28 protein-coding genes and 1 riboswitch are annotated in these 23,206 nt (G+C 45.8%); of the genes, 10 read left to right on the top strand and 18 right to left on the bottom strand.

Features of this window, described 5'->3' with window-relative positions; translation table 11 throughout:
- Positions 1–5: 5 nt before the first annotated feature.
- A complete protein-coding gene (locus NZD81_RS10165) occupies positions 6–644 on the bottom strand; it encodes a pentapeptide repeat-containing protein (RefSeq protein WP_014663482.1) in 639 nt (212 codons plus the stop codon).
- A 204-nt stretch (positions 645–848) separates the two neighbouring features.
- On the opposite strand from NZD81_RS10165, the gene NZD81_RS10160 reads away from it, so the two are divergent.
- On the top strand, positions 849–1,655 hold the full coding sequence (locus NZD81_RS10160) for an alpha/beta fold hydrolase (RefSeq protein ID WP_103031851.1): 807 nt from the start codon (positions 849–851) through the stop codon (positions 1,653–1,655).
- A gap of 26 nt (positions 1,656–1,681) precedes the next feature.
- Here the strand turns inward: NZD81_RS10160 and cysC are convergent, their stop codons facing one another.
- The 3 genes from cysC to NZD81_RS10145 all read right to left on the bottom strand — a co-directional run bounded on the left by cysC (position 1,682) and on the right by NZD81_RS10145 (position 4,271).
- Positions 1,682–2,281, bottom strand: coding sequence for an adenylyl-sulfate kinase (cysC, locus tag NZD81_RS10155; RefSeq protein ID WP_282374167.1), 600 nt, complete (start codon positions 2,279–2,281; stop codon positions 1,682–1,684).
- A complete protein-coding gene (sat, locus tag NZD81_RS10150) occupies positions 2,278–3,447 on the bottom strand; it encodes a sulfate adenylyltransferase (RefSeq protein ID WP_014663485.1) in 1,170 nt (389 codons plus the stop codon). Before sat ends, cysC begins: the two co-directional genes overlap by 4 nt.
- A gap of 113 nt (positions 3,448–3,560) precedes the next feature.
- Entirely contained in the window at positions 3,561–4,271 is a 711-nt protein-coding gene (locus tag NZD81_RS10145) for a phosphoadenylyl-sulfate reductase (RefSeq protein ID WP_040083484.1), read from the bottom strand.
- Positions 4,272–4,456: 185 nt separating this feature from the next.
- Here NZD81_RS10145 and NZD81_RS10140 point away from each other — a divergent pair, with 185 nt between their 5' ends.
- Positions 4,457–5,143 (top strand): 2-phosphosulfolactate phosphatase, encoded by a 687-nt coding sequence (locus NZD81_RS10140; RefSeq protein WP_014663487.1) that lies wholly within the window; start codon positions 4,457–4,459, stop codon positions 5,141–5,143.
- Positions 5,140–5,898 carry a phosphosulfolactate synthase gene (locus NZD81_RS10135; RefSeq protein WP_014663488.1) on the top strand — a complete coding sequence of 253 codons (759 nt, stop codon included), beginning with the start codon at positions 5,140–5,142 and terminating at the stop codon, positions 5,896–5,898. The genes NZD81_RS10140 and NZD81_RS10135 overlap by 4 nt, the downstream gene beginning before the upstream one ends.
- A gap of 44 nt (positions 5,899–5,942) precedes the next feature.
- On the opposite strand, the gene NZD81_RS10130 is transcribed toward NZD81_RS10135, so the two are convergent.
- The 7 genes from NZD81_RS10130 to NZD81_RS10100 all read right to left on the bottom strand — a co-directional run bounded on the left by NZD81_RS10130 (position 5,943) and on the right by NZD81_RS10100 (position 13,206).
- Positions 5,943–6,572: a YitT family protein gene (locus NZD81_RS10130; protein WP_009966972.1), complete on the bottom strand. Its 630-nt coding sequence runs from the start codon at positions 6,570–6,572 to the stop codon at positions 5,943–5,945.
- A 94-nt stretch (positions 6,573–6,666) separates the two neighbouring features.
- Positions 6,667–7,782, bottom strand: coding sequence for a mandelate racemase/muconate lactonizing enzyme family protein (locus NZD81_RS10125; protein ID WP_289860433.1), 1,116 nt, complete (start codon positions 7,780–7,782; stop codon positions 6,667–6,669).
- An 8-nt stretch (positions 7,783–7,790) separates the two neighbouring features.
- Entirely contained in the window at positions 7,791–9,059 is a 1,269-nt protein-coding gene (locus tag NZD81_RS10120; RefSeq protein ID WP_134975713.1) for an MFS transporter, read from the bottom strand.
- A 111-nt stretch (positions 9,060–9,170) separates the two neighbouring features.
- Positions 9,171–10,019: a GNAT family N-acetyltransferase gene (locus tag NZD81_RS10115; RefSeq protein WP_282374169.1), complete on the bottom strand. Its 849-nt coding sequence runs from the start codon at positions 10,017–10,019 to the stop codon at positions 9,171–9,173.
- 4 nt (positions 10,020–10,023) lie between these two features.
- A complete protein-coding gene (locus NZD81_RS10110; RefSeq protein ID WP_289860432.1) occupies positions 10,024–10,473 on the bottom strand; it encodes a GNAT family N-acetyltransferase in 450 nt (149 codons plus the stop codon).
- Between the two features lie 89 nt (positions 10,474–10,562).
- On the bottom strand, positions 10,563–12,401 hold the full coding sequence (locus tag NZD81_RS10105; RefSeq protein WP_282374170.1) for a bifunctional homocysteine S-methyltransferase/methylenetetrahydrofolate reductase: 1,839 nt from the start codon (positions 12,399–12,401) through the stop codon (positions 10,563–10,565).
- 89 nt (positions 12,402–12,490) lie between these two features.
- Positions 12,491–12,608: riboswitch (SAM riboswitch) on the bottom strand.
- 106 nt (positions 12,609–12,714) lie between these two features.
- Complete coding sequence (locus tag NZD81_RS10100; protein WP_014663495.1) at positions 12,715–13,206, bottom strand: YajQ family cyclic di-GMP-binding protein; 492 nt, start codon at positions 13,204–13,206, stop codon at positions 12,715–12,717.
- Positions 13,207–13,352: 146 nt separating this feature from the next.
- Between NZD81_RS10100 and NZD81_RS10095 the strand changes: the two genes are divergently transcribed.
- A complete protein-coding gene (locus NZD81_RS10095; protein WP_040083477.1) occupies positions 13,353–14,201 on the top strand; it encodes a CvfB family protein in 849 nt (282 codons plus the stop codon).
- Between the two features lie 52 nt (positions 14,202–14,253).
- Here NZD81_RS10095 and NZD81_RS10090 read toward each other — a convergent pair whose 3' ends face one another.
- The 3 genes from NZD81_RS10090 to NZD81_RS10080 are packed head-to-tail and all read right to left on the bottom strand — an operon-like array spanning position 14,254 to position 16,285.
- A complete protein-coding gene (locus NZD81_RS10090; protein ID WP_003244950.1) occupies positions 14,254–14,838 on the bottom strand; it encodes a sporulation delaying protein family toxin in 585 nt (194 codons plus the stop codon).
- Positions 14,835–15,764 (bottom strand): sporulation-delaying protein SdpB family protein, encoded by a 930-nt coding sequence (locus tag NZD81_RS10085; protein ID WP_040083476.1) that lies wholly within the window; start codon positions 15,762–15,764, stop codon positions 14,835–14,837. Before NZD81_RS10085 ends, NZD81_RS10090 begins: the two co-directional genes overlap by 4 nt.
- The gene (locus NZD81_RS10080) at positions 15,749–16,285 is read right to left on the bottom strand and encodes an SdpA family antimicrobial peptide system protein (protein ID WP_040083475.1); all 537 of its coding nucleotides are present in this window, start codon (positions 16,283–16,285) and stop codon (positions 15,749–15,751) included. The genes NZD81_RS10085 and NZD81_RS10080 overlap by 16 nt, the downstream gene beginning before the upstream one ends.
- A 177-nt stretch (positions 16,286–16,462) precedes the next feature.
- On the opposite strand from NZD81_RS10080, the gene NZD81_RS10075 reads away from it, so the two are divergent.
- From NZD81_RS10075 to nprB, 4 genes are all read left to right on the top strand, one after another.
- On the top strand, positions 16,463–16,810 hold the full coding sequence (locus NZD81_RS10075) for a PadR family transcriptional regulator (protein WP_003245674.1): 348 nt from the start codon (positions 16,463–16,465) through the stop codon (positions 16,808–16,810).
- The gene (locus NZD81_RS10070) at positions 16,807–17,394 is read left to right on the top strand and encodes an HAAS signaling domain-containing protein (RefSeq protein ID WP_103031860.1); all 588 of its coding nucleotides are present in this window, start codon (positions 16,807–16,809) and stop codon (positions 17,392–17,394) included. The genes NZD81_RS10075 and NZD81_RS10070 overlap by 4 nt, the downstream gene beginning before the upstream one ends.
- Before the next feature lie 18 nt (positions 17,395–17,412).
- The gene (locus NZD81_RS10065; protein ID WP_003233021.1) at positions 17,413–17,706 is read left to right on the top strand and encodes a DUF3784 domain-containing protein; all 294 of its coding nucleotides are present in this window, start codon (positions 17,413–17,415) and stop codon (positions 17,704–17,706) included.
- 135 nt (positions 17,707–17,841) lie between these two features.
- Positions 17,842–19,458 (top strand): neutral protease NprB, encoded by a 1,617-nt coding sequence (gene nprB / locus NZD81_RS10060; RefSeq protein WP_282374172.1) that lies wholly within the window; start codon positions 17,842–17,844, stop codon positions 19,456–19,458.
- A 46-nt stretch (positions 19,459–19,504) separates the two neighbouring features.
- On the opposite strand, the gene NZD81_RS10055 is transcribed toward nprB, so the two are convergent.
- The gene (locus tag NZD81_RS10055; protein ID WP_069149351.1) at positions 19,505–20,356 is read right to left on the bottom strand and encodes a DegV family protein; all 852 of its coding nucleotides are present in this window, start codon (positions 20,354–20,356) and stop codon (positions 19,505–19,507) included.
- Between the two features lie 138 nt (positions 20,357–20,494).
- Between NZD81_RS10055 and NZD81_RS10050 the strand changes: the two genes are divergently transcribed.
- Both NZD81_RS10050 and NZD81_RS10045 read left to right on the top strand, forming a co-directional pair.
- The gene (locus NZD81_RS10050) at positions 20,495–21,337 is read left to right on the top strand and encodes a YitT family protein (protein ID WP_003245017.1); all 843 of its coding nucleotides are present in this window, start codon (positions 20,495–20,497) and stop codon (positions 21,335–21,337) included.
- 18 nt (positions 21,338–21,355) lie between these two features.
- Entirely contained in the window at positions 21,356–21,811 is a 456-nt protein-coding gene (locus NZD81_RS10045) for a BsuPI-related putative proteinase inhibitor (protein ID WP_345774687.1), read from the top strand.
- Positions 21,812–21,841: 30 nt separating this feature from the next.
- Here the strand turns inward: NZD81_RS10045 and NZD81_RS10040 are convergent, their stop codons facing one another.
- The 3 genes from NZD81_RS10040 to yitU form a co-directional block, all read right to left on the bottom strand.
- Positions 21,842–22,039, bottom strand: coding sequence for a DUF3813 domain-containing protein (locus NZD81_RS10040; protein ID WP_003233010.1), 198 nt, complete (start codon positions 22,037–22,039; stop codon positions 21,842–21,844).
- Positions 22,040–22,192 carry a hypothetical protein gene (locus tag NZD81_RS10035; RefSeq protein ID WP_003239346.1) on the bottom strand — a complete coding sequence of 51 codons (153 nt, stop codon included), beginning with the start codon at positions 22,190–22,192 and terminating at the stop codon, positions 22,040–22,042.
- 103 nt (positions 22,193–22,295) lie between these two features.
- On the bottom strand, positions 22,296–23,108 hold the full coding sequence (gene yitU, locus NZD81_RS10030) for a 5-amino-6-(5-phospho-D-ribitylamino)uracil phosphatase YitU (RefSeq protein ID WP_282374173.1): 813 nt from the start codon (positions 23,106–23,108) through the stop codon (positions 22,296–22,298).
- Positions 23,109–23,206: the final 98 nt, after the last annotated feature.

Below are 23,206 nucleotides of genomic sequence, written 5' to 3'. Positions count from 1 at the left end.
TTTTGTTATACGATCACAGCTCCCAGCGCCCTGGCGAAAGCAATCGCGTGCTCAGGTGCGATTTTGCAGCCTTTCAATTTGTCGAGGGAGACATGAAGCTGTTCAAAACGGCACGTGCTGATGTCCATGTTTTGAAGGGACGTGCCGGAAAAGCTGGCGCCTTCCAATTCGCACCTGTCAAAGTGTGTCTGCTGGAGCACCGTATTGCTGCACTCACTTTGCATAAGAGCACAGTGATCAAATCGAACTTGTTTCATATTTGAATACGAAAATGAGCTGAAATGTCCGTGGCATTCCTCGAATGAAACATTCCGCAGCGTTGCTTCCGCCACATTCATTCCAACCATTTTTGACTGCTTAATAGAAGTTCTGTGAATGACAGCTCCGCTGAAATCGGCGTTTGATAAATCACATTTTTCAAAGATTACATCGGTCAGTTCAATATGCCGAAAAGACACATCGATAAACACGACATTTCTAAAGATCGTTTTTTCCACACAAAGTCTTTCGATATCTTCGCCGAAGATTGTACAATCTTCAAACAAATGCATGCTGATTACATCATCCTGCGTCACGGCATCATGAAAATCTGCGGTTTGCAGGTTTTCCGGTATATTCGGTTTTTGAATTGTAATTTTATTCATGTGATGACATCCTTTGCTGCCCGAAAAACAGAGGCTTCCGGGTTCAATTTAGTAGATCGTTAAGGAATTTGATACATATAGTAAATCGTAAAGAGCCTTTCTTGGTACAGCAGCCCGCTTGTTTTGTAAGCATAAATGGAAAGCTTCCTGTACGTCAAGGCGTTTACAGGCCGGGAAAGCCAAAGGGAACAGGAGGAATGCGGAATGGGACATTACGTCAAAACCGAGGAGCATGTGACACTGTTTGTAGAGGATATCGGACATGGAAGGCCAATCATCTTTTTGCACGGGTGGCCGTTGAATCATAAGATGTTTGAATATCAAATGAATGAGCTTCCGAAAAGAGGCTTCCGTTTTATCGGCATTGATTTACGGGGATATGGACTATCTGATCGCCCTTGGGAAGGCTATGATTATGACACGATGGCCGATGATGTGAAAGCAGTCATTTATACGCTGCAGCTTGAGAATGCGATTCTTGCCGGTTTTTCAATGGGCGGAGCCATTGCAGTCCGTTATATGGCAAGGCATGAGGGAGCCGATGTTGATAAGCTGATATTACTGTCAGCAGCGGCACCCGCGTTTACAAAACGCCCGGGTTATCCGTACGGCATGAGGAAACAGGATATTGACGATATGATTGAACTGTTCAAAACGGATCGGCCCAAAACACTGGCGGATTTAGGGAAACAGTTTTTTGAGAAAAAAGTGTCCCCAGAGCTTAGACAGTGGTTTCTCAATCTGATGCTGGAGGCCTCCTCCTACGGGACGATCCACTCGGGCATTGCATTAAGAGACGAGGATCTCAGAAAGGAACTTACTGCAATCAAGGTGCCGACGCTGATCTTGCACGGGAGAAAAGATAAAATTGCGCCGTTTGATTTTGCGAAAGAATTGAAGCGCGGCATCAAACAGTCAGAATTGGTTCCGTTTGCAAACAGCGGGCACGGAGCATTTTATGAGGAAAAAGAGAAGATTAACAGTTTGATTGCAAAGTTCTCCGACTCATAAGAAAAAACCCGATATTCATCGGGTTTTTATATGATCCCTTTGTTTTGCAGTTCGTTAATGATGAGGTCAGCTCCATCGGAAATAGAGATCTGGTCCGATTCAATGATAAAATCGGGTGAAATCGGCGCTTCATACGGAGAATCGATCCCGGTGAAATGTTTGATCTCTCCGTTTCGCGCTTTTTTATAAAGTCCTTTTGGATCGCGCTGTTCACAAACATGCAGCGGGCACTTTACATAAATTTCGAAGAACTCATCTTTAGGAAAGAGCGCTCTAACCATGTCCCGGTCTTCTCTGAATGGAGAGATAAAAGCCGTTAAAATCATTTGCCCGCTGTCGACAAATAGCTTCGCCACTTCTCCGATCCGGCGGATGTTTTCAATCCTGTCACCAGTCTGAAATCCAAGATCTTTGTTTAAGCCGTGGCGGATATTATCACCGTCAAGCACATAGCTCTGAATGCCCCTGCGGTAAAGCTTTTCATCGACTGCATTGGCCAGCACCGATTTTCCGGAGCCTGATAAGCCGGTAAACCAGAGGACGCAGCTTTGGTGTCCGTTTAAGGACTGTCTGTCAGACTTTGAGATGGCAGCGGGATGCCAAATAATGTTCGGATTGTGTGTCATTTTAATTCCCCGCTGTTTTGCTGGATGGCAACAGGCTGTTGATGAAGTCCCTTTATCAGCACGGCTGCGACCTCAGGCCGGCTGAACTCTTTAGGCGGCTTTTTGCCTTGGCGGAGAAGCTCTCTCACTTTTGTGCCTGATAAGTGGATGTGGTCTCTTGAGCTGTGCGGACATGTTTTGGAGGTGCCCATGTTTCCGCATTTTCGGCAATAAAAGCTGTGCTCGAAAAACAGCGGCTTGATGCCAAGCTCCTCCTCTGTGAATGATTGAAAAATATCTTGGGCGTCGTATGTCCCGTAGTAGCTGCCGACCCCTGCGTGATCACGGCCTACAATAAAATGGGTGCAGCCGTAATTTTTTCGGACGAGCGCATGGAAAATCGCTTCCCGCGGACCTGCATAACGCATGGCGGCAGGGAAAACCGATAACATGACACGATCCTTTGGATAGTAGTGATCAAGCAAAACCTGGTAGCTCTCCATTCTGATATCGCTCGGGATATCGTCTGACTTTGTTTCGCCGACAAGCGGGTGAAGCAGCAGACCGTCGACCGTTTCTAACGCTGTTTTTTGTATATATTCATGCGCTCTGTGAACAGGGTTCCTGGTTTGAAAGCCGACAATCGTTTGCCAGCCGAGTTTTTGAAAGGCCGCTCTTGTTTCTGCGGGCGCTGCATAAAACTGTTCGAAAGGTTTGTCAGGCAGGCGGCTGACCGTGATAGGCCCCCCGATATAATAATCCGGGCGCGCCAGCAATTTTTTTACGCCTGGGTGGGCAGGATCGGTTGTTTTAAAAACAGACAGTGCTTCCAGTGTTTTATCAGGCCGGTATATATCGGTGACTGTGATCATGCCGTAGGTAACGCTGTCTTTCACAAGCTTGACGTGATCTCCGGCAGACAGCTGTTTTGCTGTTTCTTCTCCGACAGGCAGCGTAATCGGCAGGCTCCACGGCAAGCCGTTTGCCAGCCTCATTTCTTTCACAACACGATGATAATCCTTTTCTCCCAAAAAACCTGTTAACGGGCTGTAGCCGCCGATCGCAATAAGCTCCAGGTCGCTCAGTGCAAGCTGATCCAGCTCCGCTTCGCACGTGCACCCTTCAAAACGGCATGCGGGATCACAGCGGTTGATTAATACCCCTCCATGGGGCTCGTTTCCATTCAACGTGTTCAACCTCCATTTATACGTTTCCTTGTTTTCTTTTCTGCACTTCAATGAAAGTTTTACATCAGTGCCTTAACATCATTTCGATTCTCACAGCAAGAACCTGCCATCCGCTATTCCTGATGCAGGCCGCATTCTGTTTTCTCCCGTCCGGCCCATCTTCCAGCCCTCTCATCGTTCGGGTCCGAGGAAGGCAATGTACACATTTCACAGCCTATGCTCGGATAATGTTGATCGTGCAGTTTGTTGTAAGGCAAATTGTGCAGGCGGATGTACGTCCAAACGTCATCCCATGTCCAGTGGATGAGCGGGCAAATTTTGATGAGCTTAAACTTCTGGTCCAGGTTTACGTATTGAATATGCTTTCTCGTTGGCGACTGCTCCCGTCGCAGCCCTGAAATCCAAGCTGTCATGCCGGAAAGGTGCTTTTTGAGCGGTTCGATTTTCCGCAATTGGCAGCAGAGGTTCGGGTTATGCTTCCACAGCTCTCCGCCGTACTTCGTCTCCTGTTCTGCCAGGCTCAGCTCGGGCTCGAGCAGCTGGATTGTAAATCCCGGATATCGCTCTTTGACAGCCTCGATCAGCTCATATGTTTCTTGAAAATGAAGCCCTGTATCCAAAAAGATGATGTGTGCGTTTTTGTTGATTTTTGATATTAAGTCGAGAAGCACCATCCCTTCTGCGCCAAAGCTGCAGGCGTACACAATCTTTTCTCCGTACGTTCGGTAAGCCCATTTCAACACATCGAGCTCATCGATCAATTGATCCGTTATTTGTTTGGACAGCATGTCGTTCCATGTGTCATACGTGATGGTTTCGTTCAACGTTTTCCCCCCGTTTGCATCTGCTTTTTTATCTATTGATCGAGTTATAGGCAGACTATTCATTTTTTGCATAAAGGTTCAGGGTTTTTAGGTGCCGCGCCCGCCTAAAATGAGGAGCGGAACCATTAAGAGCCCGGCTGAATATGCTTTTAAGCAAAATGGTTTTATGCCCAAGGAGAGGTATTATGCCGATTTCCATTTATCAGGGGCATCATCATTCGCTTGCCCCGGCGGATATTAACATCGTCATTGATGTCATCAGAGCCTTTACGGTCGCCCATTATGCGTTTATCGGCGGGGCGAAAGAGATTTTGTTGGTCCGGACGGCTGATGAAGCCTTTGCGCTGAAAGGCACCTATCCGGATTATGTATTGACGGGAGAGGAAAAGGGGGTCGGTATCAGCGGATTTGATTTAGATAATTCTCCTAAGCGCATGGCTGAGCAGGATATGGCGGATAAGCGTCTGATCCAGAAAACAACTAATGGCGTCACAGCGGCGTTGGGGGCGCTGAATGCAAAGCATCTGTTCGTAACTGGATTTTCCAATGCCAAAACAACGGCACAGCATGTAAAAAAGCTCGCCGCAAACGATTGTGTCATAAACATTGTGGCTTCCCACCCATTCGGTGATGACGATATGGCGTGTGCGGAGTATATCAAAGGCATCATTGAAGGGACAAATGCGGTAACGGCTGAGGAGGCGATTCAAAGAATAAAAGGCTCTTCTGTTGCAGAGAAATTTTTTGACCGCCGCCAGCCATTATTTGATTCGGAGGACATCGCTTACTGTGCAAAAGAACTGACGGGCGATTTTGTGATGAAAGTGAAACAAGATGGAGAAGTTCCAACGATAGAGAGGGTCATAATATGAATGATTTTTCACTAGAATTGCCAGTGAGAACAAATAAGCCGAGAGAAACCGGGCAGTCCATTTTAATTGATAACGGCTATCCCTTGCAATTTTTTAAAGATGCGATAGCTGGAGCGTCCGACTATATTGATTTTGTGAAATTCGGCTGGGGCACATCATTACTTACGAAAGATCTTGAAGAAAAAATCAGCACGCTAAAAGAGCATGACATTTCATTTTTCTTTGGCGGCACACTGTTCGAAAAGTACGTAAGCCAGAAAAAAGTGAATGAATTTCATCGGTACTGCACCTATTTCGGCTGTGAATATATTGAGATTTCAAACGGTACGCTCCCGATGACAAATAAAGAGAAAGCGGCTTACATTGCCGATTTTTCTGATGAATTTCTTGTGCTTAGTGAGGTGGGCAGCAAGGATGCGGAATTAGCAAGCCGGCAAAGCTCTGAGGAATGGCTTGAATATATCGTTGAGGATTTGGAAGCGGGCGCGGAAAAAGTGATTACAGAAGCCAGAGAAAGCGGGACGGGAGGGATCTGTTCCAGCAGCGGAGATGTCAGGTTTCAAATTGTTGACGACATCATTTCCTCGGATATTGATATCAACAGGCTGATTTTTGAAGCGCCTAACAAAACGCTTCAGCAAGGGTTTATTCAAAAAATCGGGCCGAATGTGAATCTGGCCAATATTCCATTTCATGATGCCATCGCGTTGGAGACGCTGCGTTTAGGGCTAAGATCCGATACCTTTTTTCTGTAAAACAGCGGCTGCGGGGCTCTCGTTGTGAAGAGAGCCTCTGCCTATTATTTTTTATGGCGGTACATAGGCGTGAGATAGGGAAGAGAGGTCAGGCGGATGTTGTAGATGAAGTCGATGACTCTTGTCGATATCACCTGGCATATGAGGGCTTGAATGACGATGCCCCAATCAATAATAGACGCGGTGACCATAAAAATGATGCAATTCATGATGAGCAGAATCGTTCCGGGATTCCCGCCGCGGTAGATAGAAATCATTAGAGCAAGGGCTCCGAATCCTCCGTTCGAAATTTTATATTTGTATAAAAGTCCGATGCCGAGTCCCAATAACACTGCGCCGCTTGCCAGATCAAGCCACAGGTTTGATGTGATATCCGGAAAAACCGCATCAAAGATCAATACCGAGACAGAGGTGACGGTGATAGAAGCGAGGGTGCCGGTGAATGTCCTCATCTCCAGCCACTTTAAAGCAGTAAAAAGCATTGATACATTCACAGCCCATACTGAAAAGCCGTGGGGAATTTGAAACAGATAATGCAATAGCACCGCAATACCTGCTGCACCGCCTGTCGGAATATCATGCGGAAATAAAAACAAGGACATGCCGAGTCCCTGTAGTACGCCGCCTACGACAATCATAAACGTGAGTTTTGCTTTCATCAGCAGTTCAGCCATTAAGTCATTTGCTCCTTTATGAAAAGACTTGTCCGCTGTTTTCATTTTATGAGGCTGTCCATGATTTATGTCTCAAAATGAAGAAATGGCCCAGCTAATAGGCTGAGCCATCCCACTTGCAGCGATTGATGATTTCCATATTGATCTCTGTTCCAATGCCTTTTCCTTTCGGGATGTGGACCATTCCTTTTGAAGGCTGCAGGCTGACGAGATCTGTAAAAGGATTCTCCATGACGTCCCACTCGATCGGTTCAATTTGATCGTTCTTCATTTTAGACCATGGGGGCAGGCAGGCTTGTGCAAATAAAGCATAGAGCCGTGAAAGTGATCCATCATATGCATGGGCGGATGCTCTGACGCCAAAATAACGGGCGAGCTGGAGGCAGTCCCGAAACTCATCGATTCCGTTGACATGCATGACATCGGGCTGAATGATATCCAAACAGCGCTGTGAAAGGAGAGGCGCAAATTGCGCCGCGCCTTTCATGTTTTCTCCACCGGCAACAGGAATAGATAAACGGCTGCGAAGCAAAGCGTAATCCTGCGGCTGATCAAAGGGCAAAGGCTCCTCAAACCAGCCAATGTTCTCCCATTCGGAGAAATAGCGCTCCCATTTAAACGCCGCAGCGGCATCATAGCTTTGGTTTGCGTCCAGAATCATCGTAATGGAATTGCCGGCTGTATGCTGCAGCGCATTGATGTGCCGGACATCCTCCTTGAAGGAGGTGCCGCCGATTTTGACTTTGATTTGCTCAAACCCCTTTTTTAACTGGGCTTCAACGTTGGAGACTGAGTGGCTGATCCATTGCGAGGAGTCTGAGTACGATTGAAAAGAGGCGTACACAGGAATCTCTTCTCTGAATCGCCCGCCCCATAATTCGCAAACTGAACAATCCGCAGCTTTGGCCGCAATCTCTGTCAGCGCCATGCTTACAGCGGAGGCCGCCCGCTGGTGCCATTTCTGAACCGTGCGTACTAATGACAGGCGGCTGCCGGCCTGTTTTCCTAAAAGAAACGGGATGATCCGTTTCGTAAAACCGACATGGAGAGCAGGGAGCCAATCAACACATTCTCCCCAGCCGTCTATCCCGCTTTCGGTGATAATCCTGATCAGATAACAAGTCCGATATCGTTTAAGCCCGTTGGCGTCTCCGTATAGCTTTTCTAATCGGTGCAAGAGCGGAAAGGTTTCAATGCGTACAATCTTCAAACTAGGTGCTACCTTTCCTCAGCGGGCTGCAGCCGATTGCCAGCCATTTTAGGGTCTTCTTTCTCTTTTGTTTCTTCATTATTTTGCTTCACATGGATTAACATCATCACAAGAATGCCGACAACGAGAGTCAATCCCGCAATGCTTAAAAACATGCCGGGTCTGGACCATTGCATCAGGCGGCCGAAAATCGGAGGGCCGATTGCTACCCCTAAGAAGCGTACAGATCCGTACAGCGAGGTGACAAATCCTCGTCTTTCTTTGCCGACAGCACCGGTAATGAAACTGTTCACACAAGGAAGAACAAGACCTGAGCCGATACTGCTCAGCACGAGAACACTGATAAAGAGGACAAGATTTTCAATGAATGACAGTGCCGCGTAAGATACGGTCATGAACGCCAATCCGAGTACGATCAGCTTTTTCATTAACGATTGCTTTTGCCCAATTTTGCTTCCTGTTGTATAAGACGTCACACACATAACCAAAAGCGGAATCGCTAAAATCAAGCCTTTTTTCACGCCGTCGGTGTCGTATGTTTTTTCAAGAACATCTGAGAGGTAAAACAGGATGCCGAATAAAGTAAACAAACAGGTCGCACCGGCTAAATAAGCGGTAAACAGCCATCTGCCTTCATGTTTAAAAACACTTAACAGCCCTTTCGCATATTTTCCGATAGGTGGCGGTTCTTTTTCCTTTTTCTTCTCTTTAATAAAAATCCAAGTCAGCACGATTGAAATGATACAAAACACAGGGAAGGCAAAAAATGCGCCATACCAGACAAGCAGGGCGATAAGCGAGCCGATGATTGGTGAAAGCACTTTCCCCATGCCGTTTGAAGCTTCAACAAGGCCCAGCACCTTGCTCTCCTGGGCGCCTTTAAACAGATCTCCCGTCAGTGCCATGGCAATTGGGCCTGTTCCGGCTGCCCCGATTCCCTGAAGCGCTCGTCCTGCCATGACCCAAGGAAAGGCATTGTCAAAAAAACCTGCCGCAAACCCGGCTAACAAACCGCCGGCACCATACAAAATTAAGCAGGGAATAATGATGATTTTCCTTGAGAATCGGTCTGCGAGATAACCGACGATCGGAATCGTAAATGCTGCAATCAAGGAAAATACTGTGATCACGAGACTGACTTGAAATTGTGATAAATGAAGTTCAGATTTCATTTTTGGTAAAATCGGAATAAGCATCGAGTTTCCGAGGGTTAATATTAAAGGGATTGAACCGATTGCTACAATCGTCATTCCGTTATTTTGTTTTGATGATTCCATCTCAGAGCACACTCCTTTTCTTCTGCTTAGAATGTCCCTGATGGCTTCGTTTATTCAGTAATCAGACAGCAAAAAAACCGAACAGAAGATACCTGTTCGGGAAAAAGAGGGTTAGCCGAGAGCCTGTGAAATCAAAGCATATAAGTGTCCATTTTGAATAGGCGCTTTTTTCTGATAGAACAAAAGCGGAGGTTCATCATCTTTATGAAATCCCATTTCTATCAGGCTGTCATGAAGAGACGTGTGTTCACCTGGTATATCGATTCGCATCGGGCCTTGTTTTCCGGCCGCCAGCCTGTTGATTATTTGTGCAGCAACGTCTGGTGATGGAGCGATAATGGGGCCGAATTTCAAATGGGCCGGTGTTTGTACAGATAGTCCGTACCCAATGAACTGTCCGTCAGGTTTTCTGGCGATGACACATTCGCATGAAGTGGAAATAAGCTGCTGCAAAAGGCTTGATCGATCTCCGCCAAAGGCGGCCAGATCCGCCGTCGCTAAGTCTTGAAAGTCTTGTTCTCTAAAGAATGACAGTTCAGCGTCAAGCTGTTTTGTATAAGGTTGAAAACTGTGACAGCTGTACTTTCGCACTGTTCCTGCCGTATGAAAGCCTGCTTTTTCATAAAGCGGCAAACCTTCTTTTGTGGCGCAAAGCCTGATGGCGGTGTTTTCATCCGCTTGGGCGATACAGGCGTTTACCATACGCCTGCCGAGACCAAGCCGTTTATATTCCTTGTCAACGATAACAAGACCGATAGAAGCAAGACGGCCAAACAAAAACAAGCCGATGCAGGAAATCATCTCACCGCTGACATTTTGATAACCGAAAAAGCGTCCCTGCTGAACAAGCAGTTTCAGCTCTTGTTCGCCATAATCCGGCCACCCGGCTTGCCTGCAAAGCCGCAATAAACCGGAAACGTGTTCTTCATGAAGCTCAATCAGTTCATCCACTATGTCCATAAGATCACCTGCTTGTTCTAAGTGTTTTGTACATGACAATATGATTGCCAATGCCGGGAATGTCAAATGGTTCGCCAAGTTCCTCCCAGCCAAGCTTGGCATAGTAGCCCTTGACATGGTGTCTTGCGTTGCACCATACCGCCTGAACGCCGCTCTCCGCCAGTTTGTGCTCCGCGTGTTTGATCAGCGTGCTTCCAGCTTTTTGATCGCGATATCCTTCGAGCGTTGCCATGCCTCTCAGCCGATACGCAGGGGTTTCCGTTAATAAAGGCTGACTTTGCGGGGAAAAAGAAGCGATGCTGATCAGCGTTCCATCATAAAACGCGCCGAGATGAAAGGAGCCTTCTGCGTGATCCTCTTTATATTTGCATTGTTCGATGGATTGATGGGGACGCAGAATGCGATGCCGGATTTCATATGTATCTTCCGCAGAAATGGTTTTGACTTCGAGCATAATGTTCCTCCTCATGATTGTTTTTCTATATCGTAACACGAATTTCGTTGAAAAAGACTGCCCGATTCGATCAGGCAATCTTTTGGGAATTAATGCAAAAAGATATTTTGGCGCTGCTCATCTTTTTGCTGAATATATGAAGTGAGCTCAGCGGTTAAGTCAGATCTGAGGAAAGGCGTTATCAAGTAGATGCCGTTAAACAGCTCGCATGCCGTATCCAGCAGGGAGCGTGCAATTGCAAGGCCTTCCGCCTTTTGCTTTTCTTTATCTTCACCGGCATGGGCCATTTTTTCGCGAATCGTATCAGACAGCTTAATGCCGGGAATTTCATTGTGGATGAATTCGGCATTCCGGCTGCTTGTCAGCGGCATGATGCCGATATAGATCGGCGTCTTCAGATGTTTTGTTTCGTTATGGATATCGACAAGCTGCTGCTCGGAATAGACAGGCTGAGAAACAAAATAATCTGCGCCGCAATCTATTTTTTTCTCCAGCCGTTTTACCGCTTTATCCAGATGGCGGACGTTAGGGTTAAATGCGGCGGCGACTGAGAAATTTGTTTTCTTGCCGAGCGGTTTTCCAGACAGAGACAGACCTTCATTGAATTGTTTGATCAGCCTGATTAAATCAAAGGATGTTAAATCATACACAGACGTCGCACCAGGAAAATCCCCGATTTTAGAAGGGTCACCTGTAATGGCAAGCACGTCATTCAGCCCTAACGTATCAAGGCCCATTAAATGTGACTGCAAGCCGATAATGTTACGGTCGCGGCACGTAATATGGACGAGGGAACGCATATCGAGCTGCTGCTTGACAAGGGCGCCGCAGGCAACATTGCTGATCCGTGGGGTTGCCAGAGAATTATCGGCGAGTGTCAAGGCATCGATTCCGGCTTCTTTTAATTCAGCGGCCGCCGATAGAAATTTGTCAAAGCTCAGTTTTTTCGGCGGATCCAGTTCTACGATAATAGAGCGTTTTTTCGCCGCGATCTCATTCAGGCCGGGCTCGGTTCGCTCGTGATGAACAGAAATGAATTCTTTCGCCCGGGTTTTGACTTCTTTTTCCGTAATCGGAGCCAGCCCGCCAACCGCTTCCGCCATCGCCCGGATATGATTTGGCGTTGTGCCGCAGCAGCCGCCAATAATCCGCGCACCTTGCTTACGGAATTCGGACGCGCTGTTTTGAAAATACGTGTCATCTGTTTCATAGACGAGCCGTCCCTCTTCAAGCGAAGGAAGGCTGCTGTTTGGATAAACGGATAAGAACACGTCATCAAAAATCGGCACTTCGCTGAGCGCTTCAATCATATGATAAGGGCCGAGGCGGCAGTTAATGCCGACAATATCAGCTCCGAGATCCGCAATCGAGCGCAATGCGTCAGAAAGCGGCGTTCCGTCCTGCAATACGCCTTGCTCGTGCATGGATACATTGAGCATAATCGGAAGATCAGTCTCTTTCCGCGCGATTTTCAGCACTTCACGGGCTTCTTCCAAATCATAATACGTTTCTAGCAGCAAGCCATCCGGCTCTTCATGCAGCAGCAGGTACAGCTGCTCGCGGAAGCTGCGCTTAATGTCGTCAAGGCTGTACGCGTTTTTATTAAATGTGCGTATGCCGCCCATCGTTCCAAGCACGTATGCATCCCCTGCTGAAGCCCGCGCGATCTTTACGGCCTCCTGATTCATTTTTTTGATGTCATCCTCAAGACCGTGTCTGGATAATTTAATATAGTTTGCCCCGTACGTATTCGTTTGAATAATGTTGGCTCCAGCTTCAACGTACGCTTTATGTATGCGCTGAATTTCCTCCGGCTTTGAAATGTTGAGCTCCTCAAAACACCTGTCAATGCCATAGGAGTAGAGGAGCGTCCCCATGGCGCCGTCACCGATTAACACCTGTCTTTGCAAATCTTCTAAAAGTCCCATTGTCTGCCTCCTTTATTCACATCAGCAAGGAAAAAAGAGAAATAAAAAAAGTCCTCTTAAGAAGAAGACTTTGTCAGTGATTTTGTCTCTTCTTATCTTCCAAGCTGTTCGAGCTTGCTGGATTTAGCACCTTGGTCATGGCTAATCGCCATTACACCGGTTGCTGAAGCTTCGTCGGGCCAGTCCCTCTGCTTCTCTTGATAAGAACGGATATGAAATTTTCGTGTCAGGAAGTGCCAAAAGATACCTGGCGTTTTTCCCTTTCTCCAAATTTACCGAAAATAAAGATAATAATCAATAGGAATCAGAAAATTTATCTGAAATTTATAAATTGAACGTCAATTGGCAGATCTGCTCCACTCACAGCTGAAATAATCTGCTGCAGGTCATCTTTGTTTTTTCCGGTGACGCGCACTTGATCATCCTGCACCTGAGATTTTACTTTCAGTCCGGAGTTTTTGATGATCGTATTGATTTTTTTTGCGTTGTCTTTGTCAATGCCTTGAACAAGCTTTGCACGCTGGCGTACCGTTCCGCCTGACGCATTTTCCACCTTGCCGTAATCAATGTTTTTCGTCGGTACGTTGCGTTTAATCAATTTGCTGACCAGCACATCCTTCAGCTGGCTTAATTTAAATTCGTCATCGGAAACGAGGACCAGCTCCTCTTTATCTAAGGAAATATCGCTTTTGCTTCCTTTAAAGTCATATCGTGTACTGATTTCCTTCAGTGCGATTTGGATCGCGTTTTGCACTTCAGGCAATTCCACCTTTGATACAATATCAAATGAACTTTCTTTTGCCATATGAAAACCTCCATAACATTTAACTTATGTGTTGATTATAGTAGAATAAAGAGAAACTTCCAACAGAACAAAGAATCAATTTGGGATGATTGGAAAAAATGTTAACAAAATCCGCATAAAATAAGCGGAACAGGAAGGACGATAGCATGAGACCAGGGCAGCAATTAACCTTGAGTATAGATCACCAAACCGACTTCGGTTACTTTTTAACCGACGGTGAAGATACGATTCTCTTACATAACAGTGAAATGACTGAGGATATCGAGGACAGAGAGGAAGTAGAAGTCTTTATATACGTCGACCAGCAGGAAAGGCTTGCGGCCACGATGAAAATTCCGGTCATCAGCGCGGATGAATATGGCTGGGTTGAAGTGGTGGATAAAGTGGAAGATATGGGCGTTTTCGTTGATGTCGGTTTATCGAAGGACGCGCTAGTCGCAACTGAGCATTTGCCGCCGTACGAAGATGTCTGGCCGCAAAAAGGGGACAAGCTTTACTGTATGCTGAAAGTGACGAACCGGGGGCGCATGTTTGCGAAACCAGCGCCGGAAGATATCATCAGCGAATTGTTTACCGACGCTTCAGAAGATCTGATGAATAAAGAGCTGACAGGTACGGTGTACAGGCTGATCGCATCGGGTTCATTCGTGATTACGGATGACGGGATCCGCTGTTTTATTCACCCGTCAGAAAGAAAAGAGGAGCCAAGACTCGGTTCAAGAGTCACAGGGCGGGTGATTCAAGTGAAAGAAGACGGTTCGGTCAACTTGTCGCTGCTTCCAAGAAAACAGGATGCAATGTCTGTTGATGCCGAGTACATTCTAACGTACATGAGAACGAGAAACGGCGCCATGCCGTACAGTGACAAAAGCGAGCCTGACGATATCAGAGAACGTTTTAACATGAGCAAAGCCGCCTTTAAACGCGCGCTTGGCCATTTAATGAAAAACGGAAAAGTGTATCAGGAAGATGGATGGACATACGAGAAAAAATAGCATGAAAACGGCTCGCCTGCAGCAGAACTGCGGAGCGAGCCGTTTTTTATGTCTAGTTTAATTCATCAACAAGCGTTCTGATTGCCATTTCGCGATCAACATTGTCTGAAATCGCAATCGGCGTAATATCGATGGCGAGAATGATCAGTATCAGGGCACCGGCTGCAGCAACATAAGAAACATAATAGAAATAGTTAGCGGTATCAACAGTGTTGACAAGCTCGGCCTGAACTCTGGATGTATCATCCTTGGAAGCGGCGATTTCCTTTGCAGCTTCTACTTTTTCTTCAACGATTTGACCTGCTTTTTTCAGCAGTTCATCCACTTTCAATGCATCTTTGCTGTAAACAGCTTTCTTCAGGTTATCAAAAAAGTCAGCATCCTCTTTTTTAATATCAGCGACAACCTGATTGGCAAAAGCCTTTGCCTGTTTTGTGTTGAGTTTGTCTGTCATCGCTTTATTAAAGACCTCTGGAAGCTGTTTGCCAACTTCCCCTTGGGCAAACACAAACCCTTTAAAAATTTCCTCACCTGAATACTCAAGCTGCTTTGCCTGGGCCACACTTTCTTGCTGCTTCACCAAAAACACAGTCGTCACCAATACAACCGACAAAAATACTAGAAACGCCTTCTTCAAACTGAAACCTCTCCCTTCTTTTGTTTTTTATTCCACAACAGTCTGCGAATATATGTAAAGTGAATCGTGGAATCGATAGGTGTGAGATACAATATCAAAATGCCAGCCATGATAAGCGAGAAACTGATCAGACCCAGCATGACTGCAAAAATCTCATGCATAAAAACAGCGATAATCAAAATAAATCTCCAATGCTTCTTCGGCGCAAACAGCGCCGCGAAGATGACGATTTGAACCAGCAGCGTCCCCCATGTCGGAATCACCACGAACGGGCTTGTTACAATTGGCTTTGTTAACGCCTGAAAAAAGCCGTTGAAGCCGATGGTTTTTTCCTGGGCGAAATAATAGACGGCTGTTCCGTCCACCCATTCCTGCTGAGACAGCTTAGCGACGGTAGAGTGAAAATAAAGCACCGCCACTTGAATTCTGATCACAAAATACGAAATAAAAGCTGTTATTTTTCCAAGTGTTCTTTTGCCCTCTAGAGGTCTCGTGCTCCAATGCCATTTTCTCGGATCGGTCAGCGTGATGGGAAGCAATAAAAAGGTCATGACAGCTGCTGCCTGCTCGCCTCCGTCGATGACGATCAGCGATGACTGCAGGCTGTAACTGACATACCAATGCAGAACCCCGGTGATTCTGGGGCGCCAGCCAATGACAACAAGCACCAGAATGGCAATGCAGACCCATCTGAGAAGATTTAACATCATATAGTTATTTTCGCCGAGGCAAAAGAGACTGAGATTCATTTTACAAGCAGGATAACTGCTGATTCCGCTGGCTGGCTTCATAATGAGGCTCGGGTGATTGATGAGCAGCGTCAGCAGGCTGGATAGCGCAATGATGCTTCGCGCGAGGCCGTATACATTCGTCCACGGGTTTCTATCGTCCCAACTGGTGATGGTCTTTTTTATGTTTTCGAGCATGAGATCACAACCTTGACTATGCTTTTTACCTGATAAGACGAAGGGGTGTATTTAGAATAGCTCCAAGGTACAATATCCTCTTTCGTCAAATAGTAGCTGCCGCAAAGCAGCGGGCGGGGAGCGGGTGTTTTTAATTGCACGGTTTTTGCTTTGCTTTTGCATGCGCCGAGGTTCTTTTCTTTGCATGCGGTCCACTGTTCCTTGCCGACTTGGCTGTAGATCACGCCCATTTCAACGCCTTGTGACCGCCCATACCGATACAGGCCGAATAGGTTATCAGCCCTCATATTGGGCCATCTGACCTTGGCGCTGGCATCTTCAGCCTCATATAAGCCGATCGAAGTATCGCGCGGATTTTTGCTGAAAAAGCCCCAGCCCTGAGGAAGGATGCTGGACATGAGAAATTTGGAGTCCTTTGTCAGCGGGATCGGGGTTGTCCCTAAGCTGCCAATAATAGAAAACAGAAATATCGAACCCCAAAGGACTGAAAAAATGATAAAAAATGATATCGATTTCTGCATTCGACTGCTCCTTTTAACCTGAAGAATCGTTTTTACACTTTTCATAATATAAAAACATTTATGTAATAAAAAGGTTAAAAAGTATGAGAAATTCCATTTTTTCCAAAAGAAAAAACAGGACATTTTACACTGCTATATATGATTGATATATAGTGGTTTTTTCGATATATTGAAACCATGAAAACGAATCAAGTGAATGACCGCTGGATAGTTCAATTTCGAAAAGGGATTTTTGAGCTGGCCATCCTTTCCCTTCTGCGATCTAAACCGATGTACGGTTATGAGCTGACGTCATCCTTAAAAACCACCTCGGCGCTCGCTATTTCTGAGGGAGCGATATATCCGATTCTGAAACGAATGACCGAGAAGGGATGGATCGAATTTTTTTGGGAAGATTCACTGGACGGCCCGAAAAGAAAGTATTACAAAATGACGCAAAAAGGAGAAGAAATGTTAAAAGAACGGCTGGAAAAATACCTGGAAACCCATCAAGCCTTACTGTCTTTATCGGGGGATTTGCTATGAATGCCCAGCATATCATTGACCGGTACATGGAGGAACTAAATGCAGAGCTGGCGAATATGCCTGATGTAGAGAGAGAAAACGCTATCGACGAATTAAAGGGGCATATCACCGCTTTCGTTCAAGACAGAATCAAAGCCGGCCATAGTGAAGAGGAACTCCAGGAAGCTATTGAATCTGAATTTTCTCATCCGAAGGAGCTTGCCGAAGTGATGATGGGTGATGGGAAAGAGCTGAATAGGAGGAGGTCTTTATTGGACAAAAGCTGGCTTTCAGTTCTTCTCGTTGTCGCGATAATCGCCCTGCCGCTGCTGCCGCCCGATTTCAGACATCTGCCGCTGGCTGTTTATTTAGCGGTGCTCGCCGGATATGTATGGAAGCGGAAAAAAATGATGATGTTTGCCGGCGTCAGAAAAAACAAAATGCGCTCTCAAAAGGAGATTGTCACGATTTCGCGAGTCGGTGCGGCTTATCTGCTGTTTTTAGCAGTGCTGCTTCTTTTAAGCCCGTTCCTCAAGGCGTTTGTCGTCCTGCTGCTGATTGCAGTAAGCTGCGCCGCTTTTTTTCTTTTTCTTAACATCAAGTAATGTGTAGGAGGCTGTAAGATGGAAATCAGCATCAATTATCTATTAATCGTCATCGCGCTCTTATTCTTTGTGGTTGCCTATTTTGTCGGGATCAAAAAACAAACCTGGATGCTGGCCGGATTTAACGAGGCGCGCATACGGGATAAAGATCGGCTGGCCAGAATAGCAGGCTACTTTTTCCTGAATTCCGGTTTGTTTATTTTGCTGAATAGTTTTATCTCATTTCAAGGCCAGGAGCAGCTCATACCACCGCTTATACTGGCATATGGCGCAGGGGTTATTATTTATGTCAATAAAAAATTAGTAGAGTAGAAAAAGAAGGGCAGAGCGAAATATCTCTGCCCTTCTTTTTTGGGAAAATAAGAACGAAGCACCACATACAAGTTTTTGTATTTTTGATAGGATGAAGAAAAATAATAGATTCCAAAATAGGAAGGATGTGGTGTTTTGCGCAATCTGACTAAGACATCTCTATTACTGGCCGGCTTCTGCACGGCGGCCCAAATGGTTTTTGTAACACATGCCTCAGCTGATCAAAGCATCAAATACGACCATACGTATCAAACCCCTTCATACATCATCGAAAAGCCATCACAGAAGCCGGTACAAAACACAACTCAGAAAGAATCGTTATTTTCCTATCTTGATAAACATCAATCGCATTTTAAGCTCAAAGGGAATGCGAACAGCCATTTTCGTATTTCGAAAACCATAAAGGATCCAAAAACAAAACAAACGTTTTTTAAATTAACGGAGGTTTACAAAGGAATTCCGATTTACGGCTTTGAACAAGCGGTCGCGATGAAGGATAACAAACAAGTGACAAGTTTCTTTGGAAAGGTGCACCCGCAAATCAAGGACGTCTCTGTCACACCGTCTATTTCTGAGAAAAAAGCAATACGTACAGCGCAGCGTGAGCTCGAGGCTGCCATTGGGAAAATCAAATATCTTGATGGGGAACCAAAGGGCGAATTATATATCTATCCACACGACGGGAAATTCGCTCTTGCCTATCTTGTGAGACTCTCGACATCTGAACCTGAGCCTGGCTATTGGCATTATGTCATCGATGCCAATAGCGGAAAGGTCATCGAGTCCTTTAATGCCATTCATGAAGCGGCAGGTACAGGAATCGGCGTGTCAGGCGATGAAAAAAGCTTTGACGTCACAGTACAGGATGGGCGCTTTTATTTGGCCGACGAAACAAGGGGAAAAGGGATCAATACGTTTGACGCGGAGAACCTGAACGAAACCTTGTTTACGCTTTTGTCTCAACTGATCGGATATTCGGGCAAAGAAATAGTCAGTGGCACTTCCGTATTTAATGAACCTGCGGCTGTAGACGCGCATGCAAATGCGCAAGCCGTTTACGATTATTACAGCAAGACATTTGGCCGTGATTCTTTTGATCAAAACGGAGCAAGGATTACGTCTACCGTGCATGTCGGCAAACAATGGAACAATGCAGCGTGGAACGGCGTCCAGATGGTGTACGGTGATGGAGACGGTTCAAAATTTAAGCCGCTGTCCGGATCGCTCGACATTGTCGCGCATGAAATCACACACGCAGTCACACAGTATTCCGCCGGCCTATTATATCAAGGAGAACCCGGTGCATTAAATGAGTCCATTTCCGATATTATGGGCGCAATGGCTGACCGTGATGATTGGGAAATCGGCGAGGATGTCTATACTCCGGATATTGCAGGAGATTCATTGCGGTCGTTAGAGGACCCATCTAAGCAGGGAAATCCAGATCATTACTCGAACCGCTACACAGGAACAGAGGATTATGGCGGAGTCCATATCAATTCGTCCATCCACAATAAAGCAGCTTACCTTCTGGCAGAAGGAGGCGTGCACCACAATGTGCAGGTTGAAGGGATAGGGCGTGAAGCATGTGAACAAATTTACTATCGGGCTTTAACATATTATGTAACGGCATCTACAGATTTTAGCATGATGAAGCAAGCGGCGATTGAAGCCGCCAATGATTTATACGGTGAAGGATCGAAGCAATCAGCTTCAGTCGAAAAAGCGTATGAGGCTGTCGGCATTTTATAAGCAAACAAAAACAGTCAGGGCACAGAGTCTGACTGTTTTTGTTTGCTCATTTTCTTAAAAAGAATATTGCCAATGTACCTGGACCGGCGTGGGAGCCGATTGCAGAACCGATAGAATGCATAATGATTTCTTTCGGCTTGAAGGCTTCCTCAATCAAGTGTTTCATGTCCGTGGCTTTTTCTTTGTTCGCGGCGTAGCTGATCCCGATGGTTTGATTGCTCCAATCATCCCCGCGCTCTTTCATAAGCTCGATGATCCGTTTGAAAAGTTTCTTCTGTCCGCGAATTTTTTCCAGCGGCACAAGCTTGCCGTCCTCCATTTGAAGCAACGGTTTTATATTCAGCAGGCCGCCGACAAAAGCGGATGTTTTGGATATCCGGCCACCCCTTGCGAGATATGTTAAATCATCAACGGTAAAAATATGTTCAAGCTGGTTGCAAAAGTTCTTTACAGACGTTTCAATTTCTTGTATTGTATTCCCGTTGATACAGAGATCGGCAGCATGCCGGACAGCCAGGCCGTATCCTAATGAAGCGCATTTGGAATCAATGACCCGCAAATCAAAATCAGGGAATTCCTCCTTCACTTCATTGGCGATCATTACAGCTGTCTGATACGTGCCGGAGAGACCTGAGGAAAAGGCAATGTAAAGAGCGGGATCACCTGTTTCGGCATATTGCAAAAATACATTTTTAATCGTTTGCGGTGAGGCTTGGGACGTCTTGGGCGTTTCTCCATTTTGCATCGCTTCAAATATTTGATCAGCATGAATTGTGACTGCATCTTCGAATTCTTTATCGCCGAGTGAAACCCTGAGCGGAATAAAGCCAATGCTTTTTTCTTCAAAATAAGAACGAGGCAAATCAGCTGCGCTGTCAGCGATGAGATGAACTGTCATATTGCTTCCCTTCTTTCCGTTATCGCTCGTTATCATGAGAGTTTAAGCCAACTATATCATATTAATTTGCCAAAATCGTGTTCAAATATTTGTTTTAAGGGAAAACATAATAAAGAAGAAAGAGCGGAGGAACATGCCATGGTACTAGATCAAACAAAAAAATTACTCATCGTCATCATCGGCGCTTTACTCAATGCAGCCGGGCTGAACTTATTTTTGATTCCGGCAGATGTATATGCCAGCGGATTTACAGGTGTCGCCCAGCTTTTATCAAGCGTCGTTGATCAATATGCCCCCTTTTACATATCGACGGGAACGCTCTTGTTCCTCTTAAATATTCCGGTCGGTATTTTAGGATGGCTGAAGGTCGGCAAATCGTTTACGGTGTACAGCATTTTAAGTGTTGCACTCACTACTCTGTTTATGGGGATCCTGCCGGAAACAAGCTTATCACATGATATTTTGCTGAACGCGGTGTTCGGCGGCGTCATTTCAGCGGTTGGTATCGGCTTAACATTAAAATACGGGGCTTCGACAGGCGGGCTTGATATCGTCGCCATGGTCCTTGCAAAGTGGAAGGATAAACCCGTCGGCACGTATTTCTTCATTCTAAACGGGATTATCATCTTGACGGCAGGATTATTGCAAGGTTGGGAGAAAGCATTATATACCCTGGTTACACTATATGTGACAACGAGGGTGATCGACGCCATTCACACCCGCCACATGAAACTCACGGCGATGATCGTGACGAAAAAAGCGGACGAAATTAAGGAAGCCATTTACGGAAAAATGGTGCGCGGCATCACAACTGTTCCGGCAAAAGGAGCTTTTACGAACGAACAGAAGGAAATGATGATTATCGTCATTACGAGGTACGAACTGTACGATTTAGAGAAAATCGTCAAAGAAGTTGATCCGAAAGCATTTACGAACATTGTTCAAACGACAGGGATTTTTGGTTTCTTTAGAAAAGACTGACGAAAGCAGGTGGAAGTCGTGAAACGGCTGCTTGTGATGCTCCTCCCCGTGCTGTTTTTGATAGGCTGCGGGAAAGATGAGCAGACAGAACCCGATAAGGAGGTATCAGGCGGAATGGAGAATCAAGAGGTTGTTTTATCTGTTGACGCAATTCAGGAGCCTGAACAAATCAAGTTTAACATGTCGCTGAAGAACCAAAGCGAACGTGCTGTCGAGTTTCAATTCAGCACAGGGCAAAAATTTGAACTTGTCGTGTATGATTCTGGGCACAAAGAAAGATACCGTTATTCGAAAGACAAAATGTTTACGCAGGCTTTTCAAAACCTGACACTTGAACCCGGAGAAACATATGATTTCTCTGATGTGTGGAAGGAAGTCCCTGAGCCCGGAACCTATGAGGTAAAGGTGACATTTAAGGGCAGGGCGGAAAATCTAAAGCAAGTTCAGGCTGTTCAGCAGTTTGAAGTCAAATAAGAGGCTATGGCGAATCGCCATAGCCTTTTTTTATTGCAGTTTGTCCAGCTGATTTTGGAATTGATGCAGCTGGCGACGTTCCGCATCTGTCGAATTGGCATACGCAGAAGATACAGCATTTTTGGCTCTCAGAATCGCTTGCTCCTGATCGCCCTCCTCAAAGCCGTTTGTCACCATGACCGCCTGTTGAACAAATGATTTTGCCTGCTGAAACAGTTCGTTTCTCATTTAATATTCAACCTGTCTTTCGGCCGAGTCTCGTGCCGCGGCATGCTGGTGAGCTTCTTCTAAAGTAGACCGATATGGAAATCTTGCGGCGTGTAGCCCGATGGAGTCTTTACCCTGCTGAATAAACCTTCTGGATTTGCTTCGTTTACCCATTTTGAGACTGCCCCCTTCCATACTTTGACGAGATGAGTCGTCTTCAATAGTATGGTGGGGTAAAGTAAGGTTTATGAGTGGGAAAAATTAATACGGACCGTCTTTAAAGTGAGAAATATTCTTTCAAAAATCTTGCCACGCCGTCCTCTTCATTTGCAGCCGTTGTTCGGTTGGCAATCTGCTTGACCGCGTCAATTCCATTTCCCATTGCGACGCCGCAGCCGGCAAATTCAAGCATTTCCAAATCGTTATCCTCATCTCCGAAAGCGATGATCCGCTCTCTCGGCACGCCGTAAAAATCGCTGATTTTCTGCAGGCCGACCGCTTTATTCATGCCGCTTTTGATAATTTCAATGACATGCCACGGAGCGGCCCATCTTCTATGGTCGATCACCTCGGCATGAACATCCGATAAATAAGAGCGTATTGCCGGCACATCTTCTTCTTTTGCATGGATAAGTACGGACGTCACATCTTCACCGAGATTTTCCCGCAAGTCTCCGACCGTTACATTTGTTGTGTTCATGTTAAAGACATCAATCAGGTGCTCATCATGGTAATGGAAGTATACGTCATCAATGACTTCAGCAAGCACGTTATGTACGTTGTAGCTCTCGCTGATATCCACGAGCTGTTTGACAACATCAAGCGGGAGTGACGTATGATACCGTCCCCAGCTGTCGTCCAGCGGATGATGGACAAATGCTCCATTAAAATTGACAATCGGCGTTGTCAATTCCATCTGCTGGTAGTACATAGAACTTGAACGGTACGGACGCCCTGTTGAGATGCAGACATAATGCCCGCTATCTTTTAGGTGCTGTATCGTCCGAAGAGTGTTTTCTGATATGGTTTTATCATCCTTTAATAACGTTCCATCTAAATCTAATGCGATTAAATAGGGTTTTGTCTCCATGAAAAGCTCCTTTAACCTTAGATTTTGCTTGTTTTCCCTTACTTACAGTGTAGCTTTTTACCATCTTTATTGTCTACATGTTACACTTATGATTATGG

The organism is Bacillus sp. B.PNR1 (assembly GCF_030386235.1).
Classification (GTDB): Bacteria; Bacillota; Bacilli; order Bacillales; family Bacillaceae; genus Bacillus; species Bacillus stercoris.
This window is presented reverse-complemented; position numbering and strand designations above follow the sequence as displayed.

What these genes read in the sequence shown, in the direction of transcription:
- NZD81_RS10040 (WP_003233010.1), bottom strand. Translation starts at nt 22,039, where the DNA reads ATGAGAAACGAACTGTTTCAGCAGGCAAAATCATTTGTTCAACAGGCG.
- NZD81_RS10165 (WP_014663482.1), bottom strand. Translation starts at nt 644, where the DNA reads ATGAATAAAATTACAATTCAAAAACCGAATATACCGGAAAACCTGCAA.
- cysC (WP_282374167.1), bottom strand. Translation starts at nt 2,281, where the DNA reads ATGACACACAATCCGAACATTATTTGGCATCCCGCTGCCATCTCAAAG.
- NZD81_RS10085 (WP_040083476.1), bottom strand. Translation starts at nt 15,764, where the DNA reads ATGCTCGAAAACATAAAAAAGACCATCACCAGTTGGGACGATAGAAAC.
- NZD81_RS10055 (WP_069149351.1), bottom strand. Translation starts at nt 20,356, where the DNA reads ATGACAGTTCATCTCATCGCTGACAGCGCAGCTGATTTGCCTCGTTCT.
- NZD81_RS10135 (WP_014663488.1), top strand. Translation starts at nt 5,140, where the DNA reads ATGAATGATTTTTCACTAGAATTGCCAGTGAGAACAAATAAGCCGAGA.
- NZD81_RS10035 (WP_003239346.1), bottom strand. Translation starts at nt 22,192, where the DNA reads ATGGGTAAACGAAGCAAATCCAGAAGGTTTATTCAGCAGGGTAAAGAC.
- NZD81_RS10120 (WP_134975713.1), bottom strand. Translation starts at nt 9,059, where the DNA reads ATGGAATCATCAAAACAAAATAACGGAATGACGATTGTAGCAATCGGT.
- NZD81_RS10115 (WP_282374169.1), bottom strand. Translation starts at nt 10,019, where the DNA reads ATGGACATAGTGGATGAACTGATTGAGCTTCATGAAGAACACGTTTCC.
- NZD81_RS10095 (WP_040083477.1), top strand. Translation starts at nt 13,353, where the DNA reads ATGAGACCAGGGCAGCAATTAACCTTGAGTATAGATCACCAAACCGAC.
- NZD81_RS10100 (WP_014663495.1), bottom strand. Translation starts at nt 13,206, where the DNA reads ATGGCAAAAGAAAGTTCATTTGATATTGTATCAAAGGTGGAATTGCCT.
- NZD81_RS10075 (WP_003245674.1), top strand. Translation starts at nt 16,463, where the DNA reads ATGAAAACGAATCAAGTGAATGACCGCTGGATAGTTCAATTTCGAAAA.
- NZD81_RS10105 (WP_282374170.1), bottom strand. Translation starts at nt 12,401, where the DNA reads ATGGGACTTTTAGAAGATTTGCAAAGACAGGTGTTAATCGGTGACGGC.
- yitU (WP_282374173.1), bottom strand. Translation starts at nt 23,108, where the DNA reads ATGGAGACAAAACCCTATTTAATCGCATTAGATTTAGATGGAACGTTA.
- NZD81_RS10065 (WP_003233021.1), top strand. Translation starts at nt 17,413, where the DNA reads ATGGAAATCAGCATCAATTATCTATTAATCGTCATCGCGCTCTTATTC.
- NZD81_RS10130 (WP_009966972.1), bottom strand. Translation starts at nt 6,572, where the DNA reads ATGGCTGAACTGCTGATGAAAGCAAAACTCACGTTTATGATTGTCGTA.
- NZD81_RS10110 (WP_289860432.1), bottom strand. Translation starts at nt 10,473, where the DNA reads ATGCTCGAAGTCAAAACCATTTCTGCGGAAGATACATATGAAATCCGG.
- NZD81_RS10140 (WP_014663487.1), top strand. Translation starts at nt 4,457, where the DNA reads ATGCCGATTTCCATTTATCAGGGGCATCATCATTCGCTTGCCCCGGCG.
- NZD81_RS10070 (WP_103031860.1), top strand. Translation starts at nt 16,807, where the DNA reads ATGAATGCCCAGCATATCATTGACCGGTACATGGAGGAACTAAATGCA.
- NZD81_RS10050 (WP_003245017.1), top strand. Translation starts at nt 20,495, where the DNA reads ATGGTACTAGATCAAACAAAAAAATTACTCATCGTCATCATCGGCGCT.
- NZD81_RS10080 (WP_040083475.1), bottom strand. Translation starts at nt 16,285, where the DNA reads ATGCAGAAATCGATATCATTTTTTATCATTTTTTCAGTCCTTTGGGGT.
- NZD81_RS10160 (WP_103031851.1), top strand. Translation starts at nt 849, where the DNA reads ATGGGACATTACGTCAAAACCGAGGAGCATGTGACACTGTTTGTAGAG.